We start from the raw sequence: 18055 nt of genomic DNA on the forward strand, positions 1-18055 counted from the left end.
CGTTGTCCGATCGGCGAGCGGGGTGACCGACGTCCACGGACTCGGAGCGTGATCACCTCGGTCGTACAGCCGGGTCTTGCCCGGAACCCCGGTGCGGCGGCGAGGGGTGGCGCCACCTGCGGAGTTGGGCATTCCTAACACAGACCACACACCTTTTCGCGTGACGCAAATCACAGAACTGTCAGTGACATGAGAAAGGGCCAGCAGGTGTGATGTGACCGTTATGCGGACCGGTCGATCCGTTCACAGGACACGCATTTCTGCACGTCAGCACCGTGTCGCGGTACGTGCCTGTTGCGCAGCCCGGCTTGCCGCGCGATACGGCCGGATGGACCAGCGCAAGGCGAGAGACGTCGGGGAGGTGAAGCGTGACGGCTGCAGAGGATCGCGGACGCAGGACAGACCCGTGATCCGGGCGCTCACGTCGTCGCGCCGCGTCACCCGGTTCGCGGATCTCATGCCCGCGTAACCGCCACCGATCACGACCACACGCGTCTTCGCCGTCACGACGCCTCCGCCGCCCCAGCGTTCGGCATCAAGGCGCCGCGTCCTCTGGGAGAAGGCATGCGTCGGATCACTTCCCCGCGTGCGCGGACCTGCTCGGTGCAGAGCTCGTCCCTGCGAGCGCACCCTGAGCGCCCAGGCCCGGTCCCGGCCCGCCCTATGCTCCGCCCTGGTCGTCCGCTGTACGTCCAGACGCACGTCCGGGGGCGAAGGGAAGCGCCTCGGCATCGGCATCGGCGGCGTCGGCGAGCGCCTCGGCGGCGGCTTCCGCCGCCTTCGCCGCGTCGTCCGCGGCTTCGGTCGCGGCCCTGTCGTCGGTGGGCGTCTCCCGGGTCGCCGGGGACCGGGGCAGCGCCTCGCCGAAGGCGCGCGACACGCCTTGGAGTGCGGTGGTGACCTCGCCCGGGATCACCCAGAAGGTGCTGCCGGCCCCCTGGGCGAGCTGGGGGAGCGTCTGCAGGTACTGGTAGGCGAGGAGCCCCGGGTCGGGGTCGTTGCGGTGCACGGCCTGGAAGACCTCGTCGATCGCGCGGGACTGCCCCTCCGCCTTCAGGATCTCGGCAGTGCGGTTGCCCTCCGCGCGCAGGACCGCGGCCTGCTTGTCCCCCTCCGCGGTGAGGATCTGGGACTGCCGCTGGCCTTCCGCTCCCAGGATCGCCGCCCTCTTGTCCCGCTCGGCACGCATCTGCTTCTCCATCGCGTCCTTGATGGACTGCGGAGGGTCGATGGCCTTGATCTCCACGCGGTTCACCCGCAGCCCCCACTTGCCGGTGGCGTCGTCGAGCACGCCGCGCAGCTGGCTGTTGATGGTGTCGCGCGAGGTCAGGGTCTTCTCCAGGTCCATCGAGCCCACGACGTTGCGCAGGGTGGTGACCGTGAGCTGTTCGACGCCCTGGAGGAAGTCGGCGATCTCGTAGGCGGCCGCTCGCGGGTCGGTGACCTGGAAGTACAGGACGGTGTCGATCTCGACGACGAGGTTGTCCTCGGTGATGACCGGCTGCGGCCTGAAGGAGACCACCTGCTCCCGCAGGTCGATGACCGGGTAGACCCGGTCGATGTAGGGGATGACGAGGTTGAGTCCGGGCCTCAGCGTGCGGCGGTAGCGACCGAGGCGTTCGACGTTGCGGGCCCGCGCCTGCGGCACGATGCGTACCGCCCGTACGACGGTGAACACGGCGAGTGCCGCGAGGATCAGACCGGCGATGAGCAGTCCGGACACGTCCATGGCTCTCACTCCCGGGGGTAGACGACGGCCGTGGCGCCGTCGATCTCCATGACGTCGACGGTCGCTCCCGGAGGGATCACCAGCGCCTCGTCGTAGGCGCGCGCCGTCCACTCCTCACCGCCGATCCGGACCCGGCCGCCCGCCCCCGTCACCTCCGAGACGACCCGGGCGGGCCGTCCCACCAGCGCGTCCACGCCGAACGGCTCGGCCGGGGGCCCTCCCAGGCGGCGCACCGCCGCGGGGCGTACGAACAGGAGGCTGACAGCGGCGAGGGCCGCGAAGACGACGAACTGCAGCGGGGGCGGAAGGCCCAGAGCGGCGGTTCCCGCCGTGACGGCGGCAGCGGCACCGAGGATCCCCAGCGCGGCGGTGAGGGTGAAGATCTCCGCCACGGCCAGCGCCCCCGCGACGATCAACCAGACCAGCCAAGGATCCATGGCGCGCTCCCGACAGGGTGCGGCTCCGCGAAAGGCGAGCTAGTTCGGAATCTTTTGTGGTGTTTTACCCACCTTGGTGCTGTCGCACTCCCGGGAACCCTGTCTCTCCCGGCTCAGCGGCTGTCGCCGTGCCGACGGCCGGTGCGGCGTGCCGCCCGCCGGGCCGGGCGAGAAGGTGGCGGGGGTCCGTCGCCCGGGTGATGGCCGTTTCGACCGCCGCGACGCGGTCGGCGAGCAGGCCGAGGGCGGCGACCGCCCTCGCCAGGGGCTCTCCTCCGGAGTCACCCAGCGCACGGGTGCGGGCATGGGCGGCGGTGATCTCGGCCCAGCGGGCGGCTTGCGCCGGCGTCCGGGTGCCGCGGAGTTCGGCGAGCTTGAGGAGGTTGGCCTCGGCGTCGGCGGTGAGGGTCTGGGCCTCGGCGGTGTAGTGGTCGTCGATGACGGCGGCGAGCTCGGCGTCGTTCATCGCGGGCGAGACGCGGGTGGCGATCTTGTTCATGGTGCGGTACGAGCCCTGGAGCCGGAAGGGCGGTTCGGTACGGGCTTCTTCCGAGCGGGCGGCGGAGGCGATGTACTCGGCGTTGACGGCCAGGACGGTCTCGCGTGCCGTCAGCAGGTGCCGGAGAACGGCCAGGACCTGGTCGAGCTCGGCCGGGGCATAGGGGTGGGAGAGGCGGTCGCGGCGCGCGGTCGGGTCCCCCGCCGCCAGGCGGACGAGCAGTTCCACGTCCGTGCGCTCGCGGCCGGCGAGCGGGGCGAGCACCGGGTTCGAGGTGAGGGCGTTCTCGATGAAGCTGAGGGCGAAGACGTCCTCCTTACCGGTGAGGACGTCGCCGAGGTTCCACACGTCGGCGCGGTTGGCGAGCATGTCGGGGACGCGGAAGGCGTGCCCGGACTCGGTGTACGGGTTGCCGGCCATGCAGACGGCGAAGCGCTTGCCGCGCAGGTCGCGTCCGTTCAGCGTCCGGGTGGCGTCGCAGAGGGGGATGAACTTCTGCAGGAACTCGGGCGAGCAGTGCTGGATGTCGTCGAGGTACAGCAGGACGTTGTCGCCCGCGGCGAGGGCGAAGGCGATCTTCTCCAGTTCACGGCGCGCGGTGGCATCGGGGGCCTCAGCCGGGTCGAGGGTGACCGTGCGCTGTCCGAGCGCCGGGCCGTCGATCTTGACGAGGAGGAGGCCGAGGCGGTCGGCAACGTACTCGATGAGCGTGGTCTTGCCGTAGCCGGGCGGGGACAGGAGCAGCAGCAGGCCGTGGGAGTCGCTGCGCTTGGCGTCGCCGGCCGCACCCAGCTGCTTGGCCAGGTTGTCGCCGATGAGCGGGAGGTAGACGTCGTCGACGAGGCGGTTGCGGACGAAGGAGGACATCACCTTGGGCCGGTACTCGTCCAGTCGGAGCCGTACGCGCTCCGTGTCGACGAGAACGCGGCGACGCTGTTGGTAGGCGCGGTGGGCGGGCACGTCGTCGGCGGCGAAGGCCGCCGTCCTGGCGAGGAACTCGTCGAGACGGAGGTCCAGGGCGCGGTCCGTCAGCCTCGGGTGACTGCCGAGGAGACCGGTGACCTTCGCCCCGGCGGTGCCCTCACCTTCGTAGCGTTCGAGATCCGGAGAGAGCTCGACGGCGACCGCCTCGGCGAGCACGTCCGCGTCGAGGCCGTCGCCTGACGCGGACGCGTAGGCCGTGAGCCAGGCTTCGACGTGCTGTCGGCGTGCGCCGGGGGTGGCGAGGGCGGCGAGGGAGTCGTCGTACGAGGAGGTGCCGACGGCGTGGCGGAACTTCTCCAGGAGCGTGCGGGCCGGGGTGGACAGGACGAATCCGGTCGGTTCGGCGGCGAGTTCCTCGACGAGGTACGCGGCGGCGGCCGGATCTCCGATCTCTTCGGTGAGGTGCCGTCGCAGTCCGTCGAAGACGGACTCGGTGCCGAAGAGGTCGCGGGCGTGGGTGAGGGAGGTGGCCCGCTCGGCCCACTGTGCGCGGTCCTCGGCCGTGGCGGTGTGGGCCCAGTGGAGCTGGGCGGTCGCCCGTGCCCGGCCGGAGTGCCTGAGCAGACCGGCCGTCGCGTGCAGGTCGACCAGCGCCCTCAGGATGACGGCGGCGTCGTGGTCGTGGACGCCCCGCTCGTACCCTTCGCCGTAGGCCCCTTCCGCCGCTCGCCGGGCGAGGGCGTGGAGGTCCTCGTCCGCCAGGCCGCCGGCGCCGTACTCGGTGAGGAGGCGGGCGGCCAGGTGCTCGGAGCGGTAGACCTCCGGGGACTCGGAGGGCAGGGGGCGGGTCCAGAAGCGGCGGGCCTCCTCGAAGGCCGGGTCGGTGACGGGCGCCCGGTAGTCCGTGCCGGTCAGGGCGAGGGTCAGCGCGTCGCCGGACGGTACGAGGGTGAGTTCGGGGGTCTGGCGGTGGACGGCGAAACGGTGCCGGCCGAGCCGGATGGTGTCCCCTCCGTCGGAGAACAGGTCGGTACGGTCCCGCAGCGCGCGTCCGGCCTCCTGGCGGGCGGCGGCGAGCCGGCTCTCCAGTTCCTCCGCCCGCGTCCGGTCCCCGAGGTCCCGGAGGGCGGCCGCGGTGCGCCTGACCTTGACGACCATCGGGTCGGACGCGAAGTAGGCGTGGACCTCGTCCTGGTCCTTCAGGGTCGCGGAACGGCGGGCGACCGCCTCCAGGACCCTCATGGCCGAGTCGGCGTGCCGCTCCGCCTGCCGGGCACGGGTGTCCTGGAGGGACTGCCTGCGTGCCGAGAGCGCCTCGTGGATGTCCGCGCGCTTCTCGGCCAGTTCGTCGAGGAAGCCTTCGGAGGCGGAGAACCGGGCCTCCAGGTTCTCCAGCTGGAGCATCAGGCGGCCGAGCTGGTCGTCGCACGCCTCGGGGGTGTCGGCCGCGGCGAGGGCGCTGGTGACCGTCTGGCCGAGCAGCGCGAGTTCGGCGGCGAACTCGGCCGCGCCTTCGCGGTCGAGGAGTTCGGTGCGCCGGGCGGTGAGGACGGCACGGGCGCGGTTCAGGGCGCCGAGCACGTCCGCGATCCTGCCGAGGATCGCGGTGCGGAGGGTGGCGTCCCCGACGTCGAGCCCGGCGATGATCTCGCTGACGGTCCGCAGGGCGAGCGTGCTCGCGTCGATCCGCTCGCCGAGGGGGCCGGCCTCGGCGGCGGTGACCAGATCCCGCGCCTGGACGGCGAGCGCCTCGGCCTCCGCGTGCTGAGGGGCGAACGCGTCGTCGCGGCCGAGGAAGAGCACGGCCCGTCCGGCCGCCGTGACGATGTCGTCCTCGGTCTCGGCCGCCAGGGACTCGATCGCGTCGGCGTCCGCGTACCGCATCTCCTTGAGCGTCAGCACATGGCCCTGTGCCTGGCGCAGTTCGGTGATCCGGGAGATCCATTCCTCCGCCGTGGCGGGGGCTTCGCCGTGGACGCGCCTTGTCAGCCGGGCGATGCGTTCGGCGGCCTTCGTGAGGGCTTCCGCCGCCTGGCGGGTGAGGGTGGTGACGGTCTCGAACTCGTCGAGGACCTGCGTGAGCGTGCCGAGAAGTCCGTTCAGCGGGGCACGGAGGTCTCCGGCCGCCGGGTCTCCGAGCCAGTGGTGGACGTCGTCCGCGTGGACGCAGGCGGCGCGCAGGGCTTCGTACACCTCGCCGGCGGGTGTGAGCTCGGTGGCCTGACGGGCGATCGACAGGCAGTCGGAGATGCCCCGGACGAGGTCGGCGTTGCCGATGCGGCCCAGGGGCCCGTCGCCGGTGGGTGGCGCGTGGACGTCGGAGAGGTACGGCGTCCGCCAGACCTGTACCTGGTGGATCCGTCCGGGCTCTCCCCCGCCGTCGCGCAGGAGCAGCATCGTTCCGTCGTCGAGCAGCGCGTGCCCGTGGCCGGAGAGAGGGGCGGCGATCTCCTTGCGGATCAGGTTGTACGGGAGGAGCAGGGCACGTCCCTCGGCCTGGTCCTGGAAGACGTACAGGAGGTCCTCCCCGTTGGGGGAACGGATCACCTGGTCGAAGGCGAGTCCCGAGGTGTCGGCGTCGAAGGTCTTCACGGTGCCGGTGGCGAGGCAGTAGCCACCGGGGAACACGAGACCGGCGTCCTCGGGCAGGCGCAGGCACGCCTGCTCCAGGCCGTCGAGACGGGAGACCGCCCCGGTGAGGGTGTTGAAGACGAGGTGCCGCCGGACCTCTTCCTTGTAGGGGCGTACCCGCACGAGGACCAGGGGGCCGACGGTCTCGTGGGCGACCTCGGCGTCGGCCAGGGACTGCAGCGGCTCCTCGACCGGTTCGATGTGGATGCCGTCGGCGGTCTCCGTGTCGTTCTCCGTCTTCAGGGTCAGGGCCCCGCCGACCGTGGAGACGAAGAGACGGCCGCCTCCGACCGCGATGTGAGGGAAGCGGCCAGGTACATGGTCCTGGCGGCCGGCCTCGACCCAGTCGACCTCCTGGGAGGCGGGCAGGACGTGGTCGCGCTCGCCCCGGGCGTCGAGGAACCGCGGCGCGCCCGAGGGGCCGATGGCCCAGCGCAGGACACGCAGGTCCCCCGCCTTCTCCCCCACCTGGAAGACGGCGAGCAGACGGCCGTCGACACGGCGCAGTCTCAGCAGACGGGCGCCCCGGAAGTAGCGGTGCAGCGCCACGAACTCGCGGCGGAAGTCGGGGTCGTCGAGGAGGCCGGGGACAGCGTCCTCGGGCAGGGCGTTCAGGTCCCGGTCGTACAGGGTGAAGGTGTCGGCGACCGTGGGCTCCGCTCCACCCGTGGTCGCCGTGTGACGGCCCACGAGCAGGAGGTCGTCACCGACGGCTACAACGTCCCGGGGCAGGCAGGCCTGCTCGGTCCGGAGGTGGGCCGTACGGGTGAGGGCCAGTTCTCCCGACCCGAACTCCGCGATCCGCGCCTCGTTGAGGGCCTCGGCGCGCCGGGCGAGTTCGCCCGCCTGGGCGGTGAGGCGGTCGCGCAGCACCGCGTACGCGTCCTGGTCGATTCCGGTGCTCATCCTCTGCCGCTCCTTGTACCGTGGTGATGGACGGGTCCGGTGCCGGTGACTCCCCCGTTCGCCGGCACCGGGCCCGTTCTGACCGCACCCCCGTGGGCGGTCAGTTCGTGGCCGCGCCGTTCAGCGCGGCGGTCTCCGCCGGTACGGCGCCCTCCGCGGGCGCGTCCAGCAGGCCGGAGTTCATGACCTTGGCGAGGAGCGCGGAGACGCTCAGGTTCTGCACGTCGGTCGTGGACAGGGATCCGAGCACCTTGGTGAGGTCCCCGGTGAAGGAGCCCTCGCCGTTCAGCCAGGGGCCCGCGAGGGCCTGCATCGTGCTGGAGTGGTCGACGAACCCGTCGACGGACTTGCCCAGCGCGATGGACTGCACGAGCCGGTCGAGGAAGACGGACTCCCCGCCGACGATGCTGATGTCCGCGTTCTCAAGGCCGGTGGCGAGCACCGTGGCCTGGGCCTCGGCGACCTGCCGCTGGACGTCGAGACCGGCGAGCCGGATCTCCTTCTCCGCCTCCAGCCGGAGCCGGTACTCCTCGTGCGTACGGGACGCCTCGTCGAACGCGGCGACGGCGATCGCCTTCTGGTTCAGGCCCTCGGCCTCCGCCTTCAGCTTCTCGCCGATCGCGGTCGCCTCGGCGAGCGCCTTGGCCCGCAGCCCCTCGGCCTCGGCGCGCAGCCGGGCCTCGGTGGCGTCGGCCTCGGCGCGGCCAGCCTTCTCGATGGCGTCGGCCTCCTTCTCGCGGACCTGGACGGCGGCGAGCCCTTCGGCGGCGGCCTCGGCCTGGACGCCTTCCGCGAGGCGGATCTTGGCGCGGGCGTCCATGTCGGCCGCCTTGTGCCGGGCCTCGGCCAGGGTCAGCTCCTCGGCGGCCCGGTGGATCGCGGCCTGCTCGGCGGCCTCGGCCGCCTTGATGTCCTTGACCAGCTTCTCCTGGGCCTCGGCCTCGGCGGCGATGACCAGGGCCTGCCGCTCGCGCTCGGCCTCCTCCACGGTCCGCAGCCGCTTGATGGACTCCTCCTGCTCGGCGACCGTGCGGTCGACGGCGACCCGCTCCCGGATGACCTCCGCGATGTCCCGGCGCTCCGCCTCGACCTCCTTCTCGGCCGCGATGCGGTTCAGCTCGGTCTCCCGGTCGCGGGCGATGACCTCCAACAGGCGGTCCTTCTCGATCCGCTCGTTCTCGATCGCGATGACCCGCTCGCGGTTCTTCTGCGCGACGACGACCTCGCGGGCCTGGTTCTCCCGCTGCACACCCAGCTGCTCCTCCGTACGCAGGAACGCGCTCTGCGCCCGCAGCCGCTCCTCCTCCACGACCTTCGCGGTCTCCGCCTCCTCGCGGGCCCGGACGGTCTCGATCTCACGCCTCTGCTTGATCTCCGCGTCCGCCTGACGCCGCTCCAGCTCCAGGATCGCCTCGCGGGCGTCGACGTTCTGGCGGGTGATCTCCTTCTGCTCGTGCTGCCGCAGCTCGTTGGTGCGGACGTTCTCGGCGGCGGTCAGCTCGGTGATCTTGCGGATGCCCTGGGCGTCGAGGATGTTGCCGGCGTCGAGCTGGGTGAGCGGGGTCTGCTCCAGGTGGTCGATGGCGGCGTCCTCAAGGCTGTAGCCGTTGAGGTCGATGCCGATCAACTCGATGATGCGGAAGCGGAGTTCCTCGCGCTTGGTGTAGAGGTCGGTGAAGTCCATCTGCTTGCCGACCGACTTCAGCGCCTCGGAGAACTTCGCGTTGAACAGCTCCTGGAGCGTTGCCTGGTCGCTGGCCCGGGCCGTGCCGATGGCCTGGGCGACCTTGATGACGTCGTCGACCGTCTTGTTCACCCGGACGAAGAAGGAGATCCGGATGTCGGCCCGGATGTTGTCCCGGCAGATCAGGCCGTCCCGGCCGGTCCGGGAGATCTCGATGGTCTTCACCGAGATGTCCATGACCTCGGCCTTGTGGAGCACGGGCAGGACCACCTGCCCGGTGAAGGTGACGTCCACCTTCCGCATCTTGGAGACGATCAGCGCCTTGCCCTGCTCCACCTTGCGGAACAGCCGGCCGACCATGAACAACGCCGCGACGACGGCGAGCAGGACAACGGCGACGAGCACGCCGAGGCCCGAGGTGATGGCATCCATGAGAGAACCCCGTGTCGATCGAAGAGTGCGTACCCGCTCAGGCGGCGGTACGCGAAGAATCAGGTGCGGGCACGTCGCCCCGGGCCCGGCCGTGGCGACGTCCTCGGGAACGAGGCGCGTCGCCGTAGGCCGAAGACCCACTTCGTCAGCCACCAGGACAGGGTCAGAGCACCCGCGAGCAGGAACACGGACAGCGGCAGGGCCCAGACTCCGGGCAGTCCGGCCCGGCCGAGCAGCACCATGCCGCAGACGTCGAGCACCCACCCGGTGGCGACGACGGCGGATGCCGCCGTGGCGGCCGACGTGTCACCGAGCCCCAGAACCTCGGTGTCCGCGTCGGCATCGAAGGTGTCCGGGGCTGTGACGCGGCAGAGCACCAGCGTCCAGAAGCCGATCACGGCGGCGAATGCGGTGGTCATCACCAGACAGGGAAAGCCGAAGGCCGCTCCGATGAACTCGCTCATCGCCGCTCCCCCCGTGACAGCTCTTCCGGATCCCGGCACCAGTGACACAACACCTCTGCCGCCGAGGCCCATTCTGCGGGACATCTGGTAGGAGCCGCATTGCCGGAGTACGGCAATCTTTACGTCTTCTTGATGCCGAGACGCGCAAACCTCGAGCGAAAGTGGAGTTCCATGCGTTGACGACGTACTGGACGCCGATGGTGCTCGCCGGACGCCTGACACCGTCAAGTCGGTAACGGAACGGCCGTGGACGGCGGCTGCCGTCGGGGAAGCAACGCGGCGATGCCCCCGAGGACTACTACGCCCCGGGGGCATCCACTGGACGTACTCGGCGAGCGGTGTCAGACGCACGCCAAAGCCGCGGCGCCGAAGGAGACGTCGAACCGGTCGCACCAGATGCTCACGCTCGGAACCGTCGACCAGTCGATGTCTGTGGGCAGCAGATCGGGGCCATTACTGGTATCGAGCCCTTCGAGGCGCAGAGTATGGCTACCGTCAGCGAGGCGGACGGCTTTTGCGGTGCCGGTGGTCGTGTGCTCGTGGCTGATGAAGGTAGGAGGAAGGGACTCCCGGTCCACGAGCGCGGACCGCGCGTGGACCGGGAGCGCTCGGTCGTCCCGGCTGGGTGCTCCGGGGCGGCCGATGTTCCGATCAGGCTCGTGTGACCGTGAAGGCGCACCAGGCGGTCCAGGCGGAGGCGGTGTCTCCGTCCTTCACCCTGACCCGCCAGCGGTACGCGCCCTCGGTCAGGGTGCCGGCCGGCACCTGGAGGGCGGCGTCGTGGCTGGTGTCGCTCGTGAGCTGTCGGTGGAGCACGGGCTTGCCCGCGACGGTGTCGACCTCGAAGACGACCTTGCGGCGGGGGCCGGGCCGAGACGGTTCGACGGTACCGGGAGGAGCGACGGACTCCAGGGTGGCGGCGAGCGTCGGGCTGTCGGCGGTGACGACCGGGTTTCCGGCCGGGTCGCCGCAGAGCTGGAAGCCCGCGTACGAGCCGTCGGAGACGCGCGGGGCTTCAGGGGTCGGCAGCAGCCGGTCGTCCGTGACAGCCGCGGCCGGGGCGCGGTCGGCGGAGGCGGCCGCGAAGGCCATCGGAGCGGCGACGGCTCCCGCGGCGCAGAGCGCGAGAAGAGCGAAGGCCGCCCGGCGGGTGCTCCGGCGGGGTTGGGTATGCGTACGCATGTCGGTGTCTTTCCTCCTCATCGTCCGGCTACTTCACGTAGAGCGTGTGGTCGGGGCCCGACGCCTGGACCTGGGTGCACTGGTAGGAGTTCCAGCGGTGTTCGGCGACGAGACGTTTGCCGACCTCCTGACAGCCGGCAAGGTTGTGCAGGGTCTCGTAGGAGGTCCAGGCCGCGGCCGAGTTCGGCTTGAGCTTGTTCGCGACGCCGTAGGCGGCGGCGTTGCCTCCGGCGGTGACCCCGTCGGTGCCGTCCCAGCGGTAGTGGACGCCGAGCCAGACCCGGCCGACGGCGTTCTCGGTCGCCGCCGCGGAAATGCTGGTGAAGGTGCGGGTGACACCGAGGGCGTTGGGGTCCTCGGTGGTGGCGGTCCAAGTGATCTGGTCGGTGCCGAACCACGCCTGGGTGGCCTTGGACCAGGCACCGGCGAAGGTGGCGTGGCCGGAGACGTAGGCCGGGAACGGCGGGGAGAAGTGCAGGCCGTTGCGGTCCTGTGACAGCGGCTGCCAGTTGGCGTCGGCGGTGGTGTTCGCATTGCCGTCGCCGTCGAGGCGGATCGCGCTCTCCGGCCGCCACAGGTCGATGTTCGTCTGGTACTTCTGATCCCAGGACGTGATCGCCGCGTCCGCCATGGCGAAGGCGGTCAGCGCGAACAGTTTGGCGTTGCCGGTCACGGTGGTGCCGTGCTGGCGGGACAGGATCTGGGTGTGCTCGAAGAGCTGGCCCGGCGGCTTGTAGGTGCCGTCGAGGTCGTTGGCCCAGAACAGTGCCGCCTGCGTCTGGTCGGCAGTACGGGCGGTGGACTCGGCACGACCGAGGCTCTTCACGTCGTTGACCTGGTCGGCGTATGCCTGGCTCGGCAGCAACGTGCTCATCTGGCTGTGCCCGGCCGGACCTGCGGTACGGAACTGCGCGCTGCTCGCCATGGCGAAGGGCTTGACCAGACCCCACTGCGGAGTGGCTCCGTCACCTGTGCCGGTGGGCCGCCAGTAGCCGGGCTGCGTGGATCCGGTGTAGGGGGCGACGGGAGCCGAGCCGTCGTTCTGGCGGGCCGCGATCATCGCGGAGGCGGCCTTCTGTCCCACCTCGGTGCCGGCCGCGCGCTGCGCGCTGGTGACGGCGGCGGGGATGGTGGAGCGGGCTGCGGCGATCTCGTCGTCGAAGTTCAGTGTCGGATACAGCGACCGCAGGACGTCGAAGGCGGCGTGGTCGATGGCGCTGTTCACGTCCGGCAGGGCTCCGTTGGAGGCCGTCGCCTTGACGAGGTAGGCGTCACCAAGGCACTTGAGCGCGCCCTCGGCGCACCTGGCCGAGTTGGCCGCGTCGTAGATGGCTCCGTGCACCATCGCCCCGGCCCGAGCCAGCGGGCCGGGCGCGCCGCCGACCTGCCGGAAGGTCTCTTGCAGGACGTCGTTCCAGTAGACGACGTGGTCCTTGACCGGGTCGGCCGGCGTCTCGTAGGTGACGAGGATCGACGGCGCGGTGCTGGTCTGTGCGGAAGCGAAGATCTTGAAGGCGGTGACGTCGCTCTCGTCGGTCGCCCGCAGGCCGATGGTGTCGACCGTGTTCGCGGTCTTCGACCACTGCTTCACCAGAGGGGTGATGTCCTCCGATATCCAGCGCGGGCCGCAGTCGGTGTGGCCGTGGGTCTGGGTGGAAGTGGTCACCTTGGAGCGCCAGGCGGGCTGGTTGCTCCAGCGGGTGGCGGACGAGGCGTTGCCCGTGTCCCAGATCTCCCAGGAGCGCGGTGTGCAGTTGTCCGCCCAAGTGGCGTAGAGGTTGAGTTCGGCGTTCAGGATGTCCTGGCCGGTGACGGACGCATGGCGCGGGAAGTTGATGAAGGAACGGGCCTCGCCCTTCTGCCACTCGCGGCCCACGCGCAGGTCGACGCCGGCCGAGAAGTCGGCCGTGTCGCCGTTGCGGACGTAGGTGTCGAAGTCCGTGCCGAAGTAGACGGCCGGGTCGATGGTCACGGGATAGCGGGTGGCCTCGTCGGTGAGGAAGCCGCGGTCCGCCTTGACCCGCAGGTCGAAGCCGCCGGCCCGCTCGGTCACTCCCAGGTCCACGCGGGCGGCGCGGGCTCCGGGCGCGTTCTCGCCACCGGCTCCCGCGTCCCACATGTACGGCGTGGAGCCGCGTCCCACGCTCTCGCCCGTACGTGTGTCCGTCAGGGTCAGCGTGTCGTCCGGGCCCTGACGTGCCGTGATCCCGCCCGTCCGCACCGGGAGGACCAGATCCGCGGCCCGTTCGGCCGCCTTCCGGTCCGCCACGACGAGGTACTGCTCGAAGCCCGTGCGGGTGGCCTCGACGACCAGGTCGGTTCCGGGAAGCACATCGTCGTACGTGGCCTTCGGACCGTTCAGGCGGGGCTCGGGAAGGGGGCCCTTCCAGCCGAGGGAGAGCCGTTGCGCGTCCTGGCCCAGGGTGGCCAGGTCTCCACCGGACGCGCCCGTACGGCCGGCCAGGCGCAGGCCACGGGGGTGGGCCTTCGGCCGGACGGAGCCGTCCGTGTCCTTCACCAGGGTGAGGTCGACACCGACCCAACGGCCGCGCTCTCTGAATCGGACAGGCCCGGCGAACGACTCGAGCGACATCGTGCCGTCGGGGTTCGCCCACAGCGTGGTGCTCTCCGTGCGGGCGCTCACGACCTCGATCCGCCGCCCCTGGGCCTGAGCGGTGAGGCGCGCGTTCACTTCTTCCCGCGGGGCCGCCGACTCCACGGCGCGGTGCGCCGCGGGCTCCGATGCGGAGGCGGCCGGCGCGAGGGATAAGACAGTGCCCGCTTCGGCGAGCAGGAGCAGAGCAAGAGGGAAGGCCAGAGGCCCGCCGCGCCGTTCCGGTCCGCGGGACCGGCCGGTGGAACCGTGCACGCCGTACTCCTTCTGATCAAGAGGGAACAGACGCACGGAATGCTCACAGCCGACTACTCGGCGCGTCCACGGCTTGTCTCGGAAAGCGACGTGATCATTCCGACAGTGGAACCAGGAACTCCGTTGGAAATCGGGCGGTTCTCCAGCCAACAGCGTCGCGCCGGGACGTTCACCTCATCAACTCCCATCACGGCACTTGACAGAAGTCGCCGGTCAAGACCACTCCAACCGATACGGTCATGCGTGGTGATCCCTTGACCGGGGGAACGCTGGTCCCGCCCCACGTGACCGGTTCTGTCGCCATCCGCCCCGGGTGACCCCGCGCTCAGAACTCCCTTTCCGGCCAGCCGAGCAGGCGGGCCCCGATCACGGCCGTTTGCAGCGTGTAGCGGCTCGCAGGGTCGGCAGGGTCCGCTCCGGTCAGTCGATGGATGCGTTCCAGGCGGTAACTGACCGCCCTGACCGACAAATTGAGGTCCTGGGCGGTCTTGGTCGTCACGCACCCGCTGTCGAAGTAGGCGGTGAGCGTGTCGAGGAGGGGTTCGGCCCCGCCGCGGGAGGACCTCAGGGGTCCGAGGGTGCTGCGGACGAGGTCCTCCATGGCCTGGCGGTCCCGGGTGAGGACCGGGTAGACGAGGAGGTCGACGGCGTGCAGTACGGGCGCGTCGAGACCGAGGCGGTCGGCGAGGTCGAGGGCGCCCAGTGCCTCCTCGTAGGAGTGCACGACGCCCCTGGGCCCGGGCTGGGGCCGGCCGATCGCAGCCTGGCCGCCGCCGGTGGCGGCGAACGCCTGCTTGGCGAAGTGGGCGAGGACCTCGGGCTGGTCGCCAGGAGCGACACAGACCATGCGACCGCCCTTCGTGGTGAGCAGGATGTGCCGGTCGCCGAACCGCCCGATCAAGGCCCTCTCGACCTGCTGCGGCACCGGGTCCGCTTCCGTGTACGCCTTCGGCCCGCGCGCGACGGCGACCGCGTGGGCCTGGGAGAGGCGCAGCCCGAAACGCTCGGCCCGTTCCGCCGTCCGGCCCAGGTCGCTGCGCCCGTACAGCAGGTCGTCGATGAACTCCCGGCGCTCGGCCTCCTCCTGCCTGACGGCAAGTCGCTGGGCCCGTTCGAACCCCGCCGAGAAGGCGTCGACGGACTGCTCGACCACGGAGAGAAGGTCCAGGACCGTGCGCCGGGTCAGCGACTGCTCCGGCCAGGCGGACCTCACCGCGGTCAGGTGGCTGCCGATCAGCTCCCGCAAAGCGCGTCCCTCTCGGGCAGCCTCCTCGCCCGACTCCCGCCTGCGTTCGATCTCGTCCCTGGTCAGCCGCCGTCCGGTGGCCGCGACGTCCACGAGCAACGACGCGTACTCAGGTGTGTAGTCGTCTGTCATCTTCCCGCCCACCGTTATTTCCTGCCGCGCCGGTTCGCCCCGGCGAGGATGTCGTAGAGGATGAAGAGCCCGACGGCCGTCCACATCAACCCCAGGCCGACGTAGGCCCACGTGGTGCGCACGGCAGTGGGGGCATCGACCAGACGCGGGATCGCGGTGGCCAGTACAGCCCCGTACACGCACAGCCCGAGGGCACCCAGGAGTGGCACCGGCGCCCGGGCGCCCCGCAGGAAGACCGGCCGCCAGCCGGCCAGCACCGCCACGCTCGGTGCGAGGAGGAACACCGCTCCGCCGATCAGGACCACCCAGCTCTGCGTGACGCTCACGAGGCCACGCCGGAGCGCTCACGGCGACGCCGCCGATCCACCTCATACATGCCGAGCAGGGCGGTGGCCGCGTTCAGGGGGAACGCGACAGCCTCGGCAACGGCGGTGATGTCCCAGGCGCGGCCTGCGCTCGCCGCGAGCGCCGTGCACAGCAGCAGTGCGGGAAGGAGCCTCCGCCACCGGGGCAGCTCCGCCATCCGCCACACCCGCACGCACAGGACGACGTTGAAGACCAGGAAGGCGAGGGCGAACAGGGCGATCAGGATCAGGGTGAAGGGCACGGCCGGACTCTTTCGGGGCAGGCGGAAGACAGTGCCGACCAGACTTCCCGGCTCACCAGCGCACGATCCTAACCTCAGGGCAGCTCGGTGAAGGCCTCCACCGCCCTGGTCTTGCCGGTCACGACGATGATGTCGCCCTTCGCGACGACCGTCTCGGCGGTCGCGTGGGTGAAGTCCTCGCCCGGGCGCTTGATGCCCACGACCGTCACGCCGTGACGGGCGCGTACCTGGGACTGCCCCAGGGGCTTGCCGGTCGCCACGCTGGGGGCGACCGTCTTGACCAGGGCGTAGTCGTCGTCGAATTCGATGAAGTCGAGCATGCGGCCGGTGACGAGGTGGGCGACGCGTTCGCCCATCTCGTGCTCGGGCAGGACGACGTGGGGGACGCCGAGGCGTTCGAGGATCTGGCCGTGCTGGCGGCTGATCGCCTTGGCCCAGATGTTGGGGACTCCGGCTTCGAGGAGGTTGGAGCTGATGAGGATGCTCGCCTCGATGTCGCTGCCGATGCCGACGACGGCACTGGTGAACTCGTGGACGCCGAGCTGGCCGAGGACGTCGGGGTCGGTGGCGTCGGCGACGGCGGCGTGGGTGAGCTGGTCGCTGTACTTCTGGACGAGGCGGGCGTCGCTGTCGATGCCGAGGACGTCCCAGCCCCGGCGCATCAGCTCGTTGGCGAGAGAGCTGCCGAAGCGGCCGAGGCCGATGACGGCGACGCGCTGGTCCGGCTGCGCCCGGTCGTCGTCCGGGCGACGTGTCCGGCCCTTGCGGAGACGGTGCAGGAAGCTAGCCAATGACAGGTCGCTCCTCGGGGAGTTCGTAGCGGCGCGTGCGCTCGCGCAGGGCGAGCGCGGAGACCAGGGTGATGGGGCCGATGCGGCCGATGAACATCAGGACGATGAGGACGAGCTGTCCGCTGCCGGGCAGGTCGGCGGTGAGGCCGGTGGACAGCCCCACCGTCGCGAAGGCGGAGACCACCTCGAACAGCACCGCTTCGAAGGCCGCCCTGCTCACCGACAGCAGCGCCAGGGTGGCAGCCATGACCAGGCCGATGCCGAGCAGCGCGACGGTCAGGGCCTGGCGCAGCACGTGCGGGCCGAGGCGGCGGCCGAGGACGGCGGAGGTCGGCTCGCCGCGGACCTCGGCGAGCATCGCGGCGGCGAGGACGGCGAAGGTGGTGACCTTGATGCCGCCTGCGGTGCCCGCGCTGCCGCCTCCGATGAGCATGAGCATGCACGTCATCAGCAGGGTCGCGGGCTGCATGGCGCCGATGTCCAGGGAGTTGAACCCGGCGGTGCGGCTCATCGCCGAGTGGAAGAAGCTGTTGAGGAGCTTGCCCCAGAAGTCCTGGGCACCGAGCGTGGCGGGATTCGTCCACTCCAACAGGCCGGTGAGGAGCGTTCCGGCGGCGAGCAGCGCGACGGTGGTGATGACGGTGAGCTTGGTGTGCAGGGTCCAGTTCTTCCGGCCGGTCGTACGGGCCCGGTTCCGGTGGCGCAGCATCTCCAGCAGAACCGGGAAGCCGATGCCGCCGAGGATGACGGCGGCGGCGATGGGCAGCGTGACCCACGCGTCCTGCGCGTAGCGGGTCAGACTGTCGGCGTGGAGGCCGAAGCCGGCGTTGTTGAAGGCGGACACCGCGTGGAAGAACCCGAGGTAGGCGGAGTCGCCGACGGAGTGCCCGTACCCGAACCGGAACCGCAGTGCCAGGACGGCGCCGACCGCGAGCTCGACCATCAGCGTCGTGCCGGCGACCCCGAGAAGGACCCGGCGTACGTCTCCGATGCCGAGGCTCTTCGTCTCGGCCTGCGCCGTCAGCTGCAGCCTCAGACGAAGACGCCCCGAGACCAGCAGGGCCAGCAGTGAGGCCATGGTCATGATCCCGAAGCCGCCGACCTGGATCAGGGCCAGGATCACGCCCTCACCGAAACCGCTCCAGTAGGTGCCGGTGTCCACGACGGCCAGGCCGGTGACACAGACGGCCGAGGTCGAGGTGAACAGCGCCGTCAGTACGTCGGTGGCACCGCCGTCCTCGGCAGACGCCGGCAGCATCAGCACTCCTGTGCCGATCACGACGGCGGCGGCGAAGGCCAGGACGACGGTCCGAGCGGGGTGGGCGGAGAAGAACGAGCGGGCCCGTCCGCGACCGGTAGTCACCACGATGGCGGGCCCCTCCCCTGCGGTCCGGTCACGCCCGGGCTGCGGGCGCGCCCCCATGCGTTGGCGATGTGTCGAGAACGGCCGTAACCCTACCCGCGGCTCCGCGCCGACCCCAGCATCCTCCAACGGCGCGGCCATGCCGTCATCGGTCCACCC

The 18055-nt window shown here is 70.9% G+C and carries 13 protein-coding genes; all 13 read right to left on the reverse strand.

The annotated features are described in order from the left end of the window. Positions 1 to 661: 661 nt before the first annotated feature. The 13 genes from IE326_RS00985 to IE326_RS01045 all read right to left on the reverse strand — a co-directional run bounded on the left by IE326_RS00985 (position 662) and on the right by IE326_RS01045 (position 17899). A complete protein-coding gene (locus tag IE326_RS00985) occupies positions 662 to 1729 on the reverse strand; it encodes an SPFH domain-containing protein (RefSeq protein WP_190040543.1) in 1068 nt (355 codons plus the stop codon). 5 nt (positions 1730 to 1734) lie between these two features. Next, entirely contained in the window at positions 1735 to 2166 is a 432-nt protein-coding gene (locus tag IE326_RS00990; protein WP_190040544.1) for an NfeD family protein, read from the reverse strand. Positions 2167 to 2230: 64 nt separating this feature from the next. Then, a complete protein-coding gene (locus tag IE326_RS00995) occupies positions 2231 to 7126 on the reverse strand; it encodes a DNA repair ATPase (protein ID WP_190040545.1) in 4896 nt (1631 codons plus the stop codon). 100 nt (positions 7127 to 7226) lie between these two features. Further along, positions 7227 to 9242 (reverse strand): SPFH domain-containing protein, encoded by a 2016-nt coding sequence (locus IE326_RS01000; RefSeq protein WP_190040546.1) that lies wholly within the window; start codon positions 9240 to 9242, stop codon positions 7227 to 7229. A gap of 59 nt (positions 9243 to 9301) precedes the next feature. Next, positions 9302 to 9706, reverse strand: coding sequence for a hypothetical protein (locus IE326_RS01005; protein ID WP_190040547.1), 405 nt, complete (start codon positions 9704 to 9706; stop codon positions 9302 to 9304). 341 nt (positions 9707 to 10047) lie between these two features. Then, entirely contained in the window at positions 10048 to 10284 is a 237-nt protein-coding gene (locus IE326_RS01010; protein ID WP_373310147.1) for a DM13 domain-containing protein, read from the reverse strand. 73 nt (positions 10285 to 10357) lie between these two features. Then, complete coding sequence (locus IE326_RS01015; RefSeq protein ID WP_190040548.1) at positions 10358 to 10888, reverse strand: hypothetical protein; 531 nt, start codon at positions 10886 to 10888, stop codon at positions 10358 to 10360. Between the two features lie 28 nt (positions 10889 to 10916). Further along, entirely contained in the window at positions 10917 to 13757 is a 2841-nt protein-coding gene (locus IE326_RS01020; protein WP_190040549.1) for a DNRLRE domain-containing protein, read from the reverse strand. Positions 13758 to 14082: 325 nt separating this feature from the next. Next, positions 14083 to 15135, reverse strand: coding sequence for a PucR family transcriptional regulator (locus IE326_RS01025; protein ID WP_190040550.1), 1053 nt, complete (start codon positions 15133 to 15135; stop codon positions 14083 to 14085). Positions 15136 to 15149: 14 nt separating this feature from the next. After that, a complete protein-coding gene (locus IE326_RS01030) occupies positions 15150 to 15461 on the reverse strand; it encodes a hypothetical protein (protein ID WP_190040551.1) in 312 nt (103 codons plus the stop codon). Beyond that, a complete protein-coding gene (locus tag IE326_RS01035; RefSeq protein ID WP_229915152.1) occupies positions 15458 to 15742 on the reverse strand; it encodes a hypothetical protein in 285 nt (94 codons plus the stop codon). The genes IE326_RS01030 and IE326_RS01035 overlap by 4 nt, the downstream gene beginning before the upstream one ends. A 74-nt stretch (positions 15743 to 15816) precedes the next feature. Then, positions 15817 to 16533, reverse strand: coding sequence for a potassium channel family protein (locus IE326_RS01040; protein WP_190040552.1), 717 nt, complete (start codon positions 16531 to 16533; stop codon positions 15817 to 15819). After that, entirely contained in the window at positions 16526 to 17899 is a 1374-nt protein-coding gene (locus tag IE326_RS01045) for a TrkH family potassium uptake protein (protein ID WP_229915153.1), read from the reverse strand. The genes IE326_RS01040 and IE326_RS01045 overlap by 8 nt, the downstream gene beginning before the upstream one ends. Between the last annotated feature and the right edge of the window lie 156 nt (positions 17900 to 18055).

It is taken from the genome of Streptomyces filamentosus (genome assembly GCF_014654895.1).
Taxonomy (GTDB): Bacteria; Actinomycetota; Actinomycetes; order Streptomycetales; family Streptomycetaceae; genus Streptomyces; species Streptomyces filamentosus.

Bases quoted from the DNA above. Each gene is read 5' to 3' on its own strand.
- IE326_RS00990 (WP_190040544.1), bottom strand. From the start codon at position 2,166: ATGGATCCTTGGCTGGTCTGGTTGATCGTCGCGGGGGCGCTGGCCGTG.
- IE326_RS01005 (WP_190040547.1), bottom strand. From the start codon at position 9,706: ATGAGCGAGTTCATCGGAGCGGCCTTCGGCTTTCCCTGTCTGGTGATG.
- IE326_RS01000 (WP_190040546.1), bottom strand. From the start codon at position 9,242: ATGGATGCCATCACCTCGGGCCTCGGCGTGCTCGTCGCCGTTGTCCTG.
- IE326_RS00995 (WP_190040545.1), bottom strand. From the start codon at position 7,126: ATGAGCACCGGAATCGACCAGGACGCGTACGCGGTGCTGCGCGACCGC.
- IE326_RS00985 (WP_190040543.1), bottom strand. From the start codon at position 1,729: ATGGACGTGTCCGGACTGCTCATCGCCGGTCTGATCCTCGCGGCACTC.
- IE326_RS01025 (WP_190040550.1), bottom strand. From the start codon at position 15,135: ATGACAGACGACTACACACCTGAGTACGCGTCGTTGCTCGTGGACGTC.
- IE326_RS01015 (WP_190040548.1), bottom strand. From the start codon at position 10,888: ATGCGTACGCATACCCAACCCCGCCGGAGCACCCGCCGGGCGGCCTTC.